Source organism: Telluribacter sp., from assembly GCF_035998675.1.
Classification (GTDB): Bacteria; Bacteroidota; Bacteroidia; order Cytophagales; family Spirosomataceae; genus Telluribacter.
Genome location: NZ_DASYHI010000013.1, coordinates 430,568 through 438,376, shown reverse-complemented (window position 1 = coordinate 438,376; position 7,809 = coordinate 430,568). Strand labels below are relative to the sequence as shown.

Annotated in this window: 4 protein-coding genes; 3 read left to right on the top strand and 1 reads right to left on the bottom strand. The window is 51.5% G+C overall.

Translation table 11 applies throughout. The annotated features are described in order from the left end of the window. Positions 1-284: 284 nt before the first annotated feature. Complete coding sequence (gene uvrA, locus VGN67_RS06710; RefSeq protein WP_327486017.1) at positions 285-3,140, top strand: excinuclease ABC subunit UvrA; 2,856 nt, start codon at positions 285-287, stop codon at positions 3,138-3,140. Positions 3,141-3,225: 85 nt separating this feature from the next. Further along, a complete protein-coding gene (locus tag VGN67_RS06705) occupies positions 3,226-4,062 on the top strand; it encodes a fumarylacetoacetate hydrolase family protein (RefSeq protein ID WP_327486016.1) in 837 nt (278 codons plus the stop codon). 72 nt (positions 4,063-4,134) lie between these two features. Here the strand turns inward: VGN67_RS06705 and nagB are convergent, their stop codons facing one another. Further along, positions 4,135-6,117, bottom strand: a complete 1,983-nt coding sequence (nagB, locus tag VGN67_RS06700) for a glucosamine-6-phosphate deaminase (protein WP_327486015.1) — start codon at positions 6,115-6,117, stop codon at positions 4,135-4,137. A 275-nt stretch (positions 6,118-6,392) separates the two neighbouring features. Between nagB and glyA the strand changes: the two genes are divergently transcribed. Continuing rightward, a complete protein-coding gene (gene glyA, locus VGN67_RS06695) occupies positions 6,393-7,682 on the top strand; it encodes a serine hydroxymethyltransferase (RefSeq protein WP_327486014.1) in 1,290 nt (429 codons plus the stop codon). Positions 7,683-7,809 lie beyond the last annotated feature (127 nt).

Genomic DNA, 7,809 nt, shown 5'->3' with positions numbered 1-7,809 from the left:
CACCAGCCGTGCCACCGTTGCAACGGTGGCACGGCTCACTCCCCAGGCAAATGCAGCTTTGCTCTTTCCTTATGATTTGCAATTTGCAAATCGCGAATCAAGAAGCCAACGGCCTTATTGCTGCGTAGCGGGAGTGTTGCTTCCAAGGCAACAAATACTACCCATAAGCTGGTTTTTACACTTTCTGCACAGCATTAGGATTCACAAACTAAAGCGGCGAATTTTGGGTTTACATTTAGATAGGGCTCCCCTAACCAGGCCCTCCGTTATTCTTTGGTCCGTGTATGATAAATCAACCTGAACTTCGCCTTGAAGGTGTTCCGTTTGAAGAACTTGATCCTAAAAAATATATCCTGATAAAAGGGGCCCGCGTCAATAATCTTAAAAACATTGATGTAGCCATTCCCCGCAACCGGCTCGTTGTAATTACCGGTCTTTCCGGCTCCGGCAAGTCTTCTCTGGCTTTTGATACCCTGTTTGCCGAAGGGCAGCGCATGTACGTCGAGAGCCTCAGCAGCTACGCCCGGCAGTTTCTGGGCCGGATGGAAAAACCCGAGGTAGAGTACATTAAAGGTATTTCACCGGCCATTGCCATTGAGCAGAAAGTAAGTACCCGCAATCCCCGCTCTACGGTAGGTACTTCTACCGAAATCTACGACTACCTGAAACTACTCTTCGCCCGTATCGGTGTTACCTACTCGCCCGTGTCGGGGCAGGTGGTGCGGAAAGATACCGTAACCGATGTAGTGGATTTTATGCTAAACCACGAGGAAGGTACCCGTGTCATGGTGCTGGCACCCCTGCTGGTACGCGACGGACGCACGCTGGAAAACGAGTTGAATATTCTTCTTTCCAAGGGCTATAACCGTATTGTGGCGCAGGGCGAAACCCATTTTATTGAAGAAGTACTTGAAAATTTTGCCAGCTTTGACAACTCGGGCCGGTTGGAAATACTCATTGACCGCGCTACCGTTCACGCTGACGACGAAGATACCCAATACCGCCTTTCAGACTCGGTACAGACTGCCTTCTTTGAAGGAGAAGGCGTTTGCCTGGTAGAAGTACGGGGTGGAGAGCGCCGGGAGTTTTCGGATAAGTTTGAGCTGGATGGTATCCGGTTTGAAGAGCCAACGGTTAATTTGTTCAGCTTCAATAACCCCTTCGGTGCCTGTAAACGCTGCGAAGGTTTTGGTAAGGTACTGGGTATTGACCCGGACCTGGTAATACCTGACAAGAGCCTGTCGGTATTTGAAGGTGCCCTGGCCCCCTGGCGTACCGAAAAAATGAGCGAATGGCTGCGCCCGTTACTGCGCAATGGTATCCGGTTTGATTTTCCCATTCACAGAGCCTATAAAGATCTTTCGGCCGAGCAGCAGGAACTGCTCTGGACCGGCAATCAGTACTTCCGGGGCCTTAATGATTTCTTTCATGAAATTGAAACCCAGACGCACAAGATTCAGTACCGTGTGATGCTCTCGCGGTACCGCGGCCGGACTACCTGCCCCGAATGCCGCGGCTCGCGCCTGCGCAAGGATGCCGCCTACGTAAAGGTAGGCGGAGCCTCTATCACCGACCTGGTACTTATGCCTATCAGTAAGGTACTTCCTTTCTTTGAAAACCTGGAAATGACCGAGCACGAGCAGCAGGTAGCCCGTCGAATCCTGACGGAGATCAAGAACCGTCTCGAGTACATGGAGCGGGTAGGCTTGGGGTACCTGACGCTCAACCGCCTCACCAACACGCTGTCGGGTGGGGAGTTTCAGCGGATCAAGCTGGCTACCTCGCTGGGTAGTGCGCTGGTAGGGTCCATGTATATACTCGACGAACCCAGCATAGGCCTGCACCCGCGCGATACCCGTCAGTTGGTGGGGGTGCTGGAGTCGCTGCGGAATATGGGTAATACGGTTATTGTGGTAGAGCACGAGGAAGAAGTCATGCACGCCGCTGATCAGATTATAGATATAGGCCCCGAAGCCGGTTCGGGAGGAGGTTATATTGTTTTTGAAGGTACCTGGGAAGATATTAACAGCCATAAAGAAAGGGGCTTATCCACTACCAACGAGCACAAATCGCATACCATCGAATTTTTGCTGGGGCGCGATGTGATACCCGTTCCGAAAGTCCGGCGCAAGACTACCCAGTTTCTGGAAATAAAAGGTGCCCGGGAAAATAACTTAAAAGATGTGGACGCCCGGTTCCCGCTCGGGCTGCTTACGGTGGTAACCGGGGTAAGTGGTTCGGGAAAATCAACCCTCATCCGAAAGATTCTCTACCCGGCCCTGATGCGCGCCAAGGGCGAATACAGCGAGGACGTAGGTAAGTTCAACGAGCTGGCGGGTAGCCTGGACCGGATTGAGGCGGTTGAAATGATTGACCAGAATCCCATTGGCAAATCGTCCCGCTCTAACCCGGTTACCTACATCAAAGCCTACGACCACATGCGGCAGATGATGGCCGACCTGCCCATTGCCAAAGCGCGGGGCTACAAGCCGTCGCACTTTTCCTTTAATATTGAAGGTGGCCGCTGTGAGGTATGTCAGGGCGAAGGCCAGGTGAAGATCGAGATGCAGTTTATGGCCGACATCTACCTTACCTGCGAAGGTTGCGGCGGAAAGCGATTCAAACAGGAGATACTCGAGGTAAGGTACAATGAAAAGGATATTGCCGATATTCTGGATATGACCGTGGATGATTCCATTGAATTTTTCCGGAAGTCAGAGCCGAAGCTGGTAGAAAAACTCCTGCCCCTGCAGGACGTAGGGCTGGGTTATGTACGGTTGGGGCAGTCGTCCAATACGCTGTCGGGAGGGGAAGCCCAGCGCGTTAAGCTGGCATCTTTTCTGGGTAAGGGTAATGCCAACAAAGGAAAAACGCTGTTTATTTTTGATGAACCTACCACGGGGCTTCATTTTCACGATATCAGAAAGCTACTTAAAGCCATCAATGCCCTGGTAGACCAGGGAGACAGCGTACTAATTATTGAGCATAATATGGAAGTTATCAAGTGCGCCGACTGGATCGTGGACCTGGGGCCCGAGGGCGGCGAAACGGGTGGGTACGTGACCTTTGCGGGTACGCCCGAAGACATGGTGAAGCTGGATGACAATTATACGGCTACTTTTTTAAAGGAAAAGCTCTAAGAAAACCCTCTGTCTGGGTTTTTAGGAGTAAAAACCCAGCCGGAGGTACTTTGTCTTGAAAAGATGTAACACCTACTTACTATACATGAAACTGTACCGCACTCACCACGGAATACTATTAGAAAAAGAAGATCAGTTTTATCGCCTCCACGAAACTAACTGGGACGTAGTCGTAAACCGGGACAACCTGTACGACTGGCTCATTACCCAAACCGAAAACCTGCTGCTGTTGCCGTTTACGGATGCTTTGCCCATGCCTGAGCTGTTGCCTCCCATTGGTACGCAGGAAGTGTGGGCCTCGGGCGTGACCTACTACCGCAGCCGCGAGGCACGGATGGAGGAGTCGGAGAAAGCCGGTGGAGGAAGTTTCTACGACCGGGTATACGATGCTGAGCGTCCGGAGCTGTTTTTTAAGTCTTCGGCGGCCCGGGTAGTAGGTGACTACGGTACCGTCCGCATCCGGCGCGACTCCACCTGGAACGTACCCGAGCCGGAACTGACCCTGTACGCTACTTCGTCGGGTACTTTGGTAGGGTATACCATTGGAAACGATATGAGCTCGCGGAGTATCGAAGGCGAAAACCCGCTGTACCTGCCCCAGGCCAAAACCTACGACGGTAGCGCTGCTTTAGGCCCCTGTCTGTACGTAGCCCAGGAGCCGCTGTCACAGGATACGCTGATCGGACTTTCTATTGTTCGCGGCGGAGAAGAGGTATTTAGCGGCGAGGTTACGCTGGATCAATTAAAGCGCAAGCCAACGGAGTTGTTAGAGTTTCTGTTTCGCGAAACTACTTTCCCGCAGGGCGCTTATCTTATGACTGGCACGGGTATTATTCCTCCCTCTGACTTTACGCTGGAAAAAGGCGATAAGATTCATATCATCATTGAACCCATAGGTACCCTTACCAATACGGTAGGATAAACTATAAAATGTCTAAAGCGGCCAGGCCCGTGGAAGTTTCCACGGGCCTGGCCGCTTTAGTAAGTAGTACCGTTATAAAAAATGGCAGCGTACAAAAGCTTCCATGGCTTCGTATTCGGCCAGTCCAAGGTCATCGTACAGCTGGGCGGTACCCTGGTTGCGCTCTTCGGCGCGCTGCCAGAACTCCCGCGAGTCTTCACCCTGGAATACAACCCCGTCTTTTTGTGACTGGTGCTTAAAGATGCCCATCCGCTTACGAAGTACCTGATCCGGACTCATCGGTACGGCCATTTCTATTTCGTCAATATCCCACTCCGCCCAGGCGCCCCGGTACAGCCATACCCAGCAGTCTTTCATAAAGCTCTTGTCTTTGGAGCGGTGCAGAGCCGCCTCAATGGCATCCCAGCAAACCTTATGCGTACCGTGCGGGTCAGCAAAGTCACCGGCCGCGTAGATTTGATGCGGTTGTACTTCGTCAATCAGGTTTTCGATAATTTTTATATCTTCCTCACTGAGTGATTTTTTCTGGGCGGTACCTGTTTCGTAGAACGGCATATCCAGGAAGTGAACCTGCTCCATGGGTACCCCCACAAAGCGGCAGGTAGCTTTGGCTTCGCCCCGCCGGATAAGTCCCTTTACATGGCGTACCTCGGGGGTATCAATCTGGCTGTCTTTTTTATGTTTAAGGAACTCCTTGGCGTCCTGGAACAGCTCAGTCACTTCGTTGCTTTCAATATCAAAGCGGTCGTTGAAGTCTACCACAAAGTCGATAAAGCGTAGTGCTTCGTCGTCGGCCACCGCTATGTTACCGGAGGTCTGGTAGGCTACGTGTACCTCGTGGCCCTGGTCAACCAGCCGCTGGAAGGTACCCCCCATGGAGATTATGTCGTCGTCGGGGTGCGGGCTGAAAATGATGACCCGCTTGCGGGCTGGCTCAGCCCGCTCGGGACGATTGGTGTCGTCAGCTTTGGGTTTACCACCCGGCCAGCCGGTAATGGTATGCTGGAGTTGGTTGAATACATTGATATTGATTTCGTACCCTGCTCCGTACTGAGCCAGCAGGTCACTCATTCCATTATCGTTGTAATCTTTATCAATCAATTTCAGGATAGGCTTTCTCAGGGTGCGGGACAGGTGCGTCACCGCTTTCTTGATCATTTTAGTATCCCAGGTAACGCTATCAACCGCCCACGGAGTTTTTACGCGGGTCAGTTCGGAGGCCGCCCGGTCGTCGAGGACGAACGTAACGTTCGGGTGAGCCTGCAGATAGGAAGCGGGGTTGTGCTCCGTAACGGAACCCTGCACGGCTTCTTTGATAACCTGGGCTTTACGCTCTCCCCAGGCCAGTAGCACAATACGGCGGGCGCTCATGATGGGAGCTACTCCCATTGTAATAGCTTTGCGGGGTACCTGGTGCAGCCCGCCAAATTCCATGGCAGCGGCGGCCCGGGTCGAGTGGTCCAGCGTAATAAGGCGGGTGCGGGAGTTGATAAGGGAACCTGGTTCATTGAACCCGACGTGCCCGTTGCCCCCGATTCCCAGGAGTTGAAAATCCAGTCCGCCCATGGAGTTTATCTTATGCTCGTAGGAGCGGCAGTAGTCCTGAAGCTGCTCTACGGAAACGGTACCATCCGGTACATAAAAGTTGCCCGGCTCGATATCCACGTGGTCAAACAACTGCTCTTTCATGAACCGGTGGTAACTATAGATAGAGTCCGGCTGCATGGGGTAGTATTCGTCCAGATTAAACGATATTACGTTCCGGAAGCTTAATCCTTCCTCCCGATGTATCCGTACCAGTTCGGCGTAGACAGTCTTGGGCGACGAACCCGTTGCCAGACCTAATACGCAGGGTTTGCCTTCTCTTTGCTTCTGCCGGATCAACTCGGCAATTTCCCTGGCTACGGCGCTGGAGGCGTCCCGGGCATCGGCATAGATATGCGTGGGGATTTTCTCGTAGGTAATAGGTTGCCCGATTCGACCGTCATTCCGCTTTGAAGCGTTATCGGCCGCCTGGATCAGGATGGTTTCCGGATTAAGTGCTTGTGGCTCCATGAAAAATTACTTGAATGATTTAATGCTCAAAGGGTATAGGTACAGTACATCAGAAATCAGACATACAAATAGTAGATACAAAGGTACTACTGAATTTCAGTATTATTTAAAATTTTTTAAGAATAACTTTTGCACTATAATTCGCTTATTCAGGTTACAATCAAGCTCTAATAAGCCGTAGACAAGGAAAGATTTTTACAGAGGTTTCTTTCCTACTAATTTAGACTGTATTTTTGTGCCTTCGTTGCTTACTATCACATTTTTATATAAATATTATGTCAACTCTCACCACCGTCGCCCGCGATACGCAGGTATTTGACCTGATCAACCAGGAACTACACCGGCAGGAGTCGGGTATTGAACTGATCGCTTCCGAAAACTTCACCTCCAAGCAGGTCATGGAGGCCGCGGGCAGCGTCCTGACCAATAAGTACGCCGAAGGCTTACCGGGCAAGCGCTACTACGGAGGTTGTGAAGTGGTGGATGAAATTGAGCAGCTGGCTATTGACAGGATCAAGGAACTTTTCGGAGCTACCTGGGCCAATGTACAGCCCCATTCGGGAGCACAGGCTAATACAGCCGTGTTCCTTGCCTGCCTCAATCCGGGCGATAAAATCATGGGCTTTAACCTGGCGCACGGTGGTCACCTCACCCACGGCTCACCCGTTAATATATCAGGTAAGTACTTCCAGCCCATTTTCTACGGGGTAGAGCCCGAAACCGGTCTGATTGACTGGGATAAAGTAGAAGAAACCGCCGTACGCGAGCGTCCGAAACTCCTTATTTGTGGAGCGTCGGCTTACAGCCGCGACTGGGACTACGTACGCCTGCGGGCCATTGCTGACCAGATCGGGGCGCTGCTGATGGCGGATATTTCGCACCCGGCGGGTCTGATCGCGAAGGGACTCCTCAATGATCCCCTGGAGCAGTGCCATATCGTCACTACTACTACCCACAAGACCCTGCGCGGACCACGCGGCGGTCTGATCATGATGCGGAACGATTTTGAAAACCCCTACGGTATCACTACCCAAAAAGGGCAGTTGCGTACCATGTCCTCTCTGCTGGACTCGGGCGTATTTCCCGGTACTCAGGGTGGTCCGCTTGAGCATATTATTGCGGCCAAGGCGGTGGCATTTGGCGAAGCGCTCAGCGACGAATACTACAACTATGCCGTACAGGTAAAGAAAAATGCCCAGGCTATGGCCAAAGCGTTTGTGGACAAGGGCTATAAAATAATCTCTGGCGGTACCGACAACCATCTGATGCTGATAGACCTGCGTTCGAAGGATCTGACGGGTAAACTGGCCGAGAATACTCTGATTAAAGCCGATATTACCATTAATAAAAACATGGTACCCTTCGACGACAAGTCGCCCATGGTCACCTCGGGTATGCGCGTAGGTACTGCCGCCATGACTACCCGCGGCCTGATGGAAACGGACATGGAGCGTATTGTTGATTTGATTGATGTTGTACTGATGAACCACGACAACGATTCTAAACTGGCGTCGGTAAAGCAGGAGGTAAATGAGTGGATGAAGCAGTTCCCGCTTTACATCTGACAGGAGTAAACTTTAAAAAAGGGGCAAAACAATGGGTTTTGCCCCTTTTTTGCTAAAGCGATTTAGATCTGTAATTTTAAAGAAAATAGCGATAAGGTGTCATCGTTACTGTATTATCTGTCGTAGA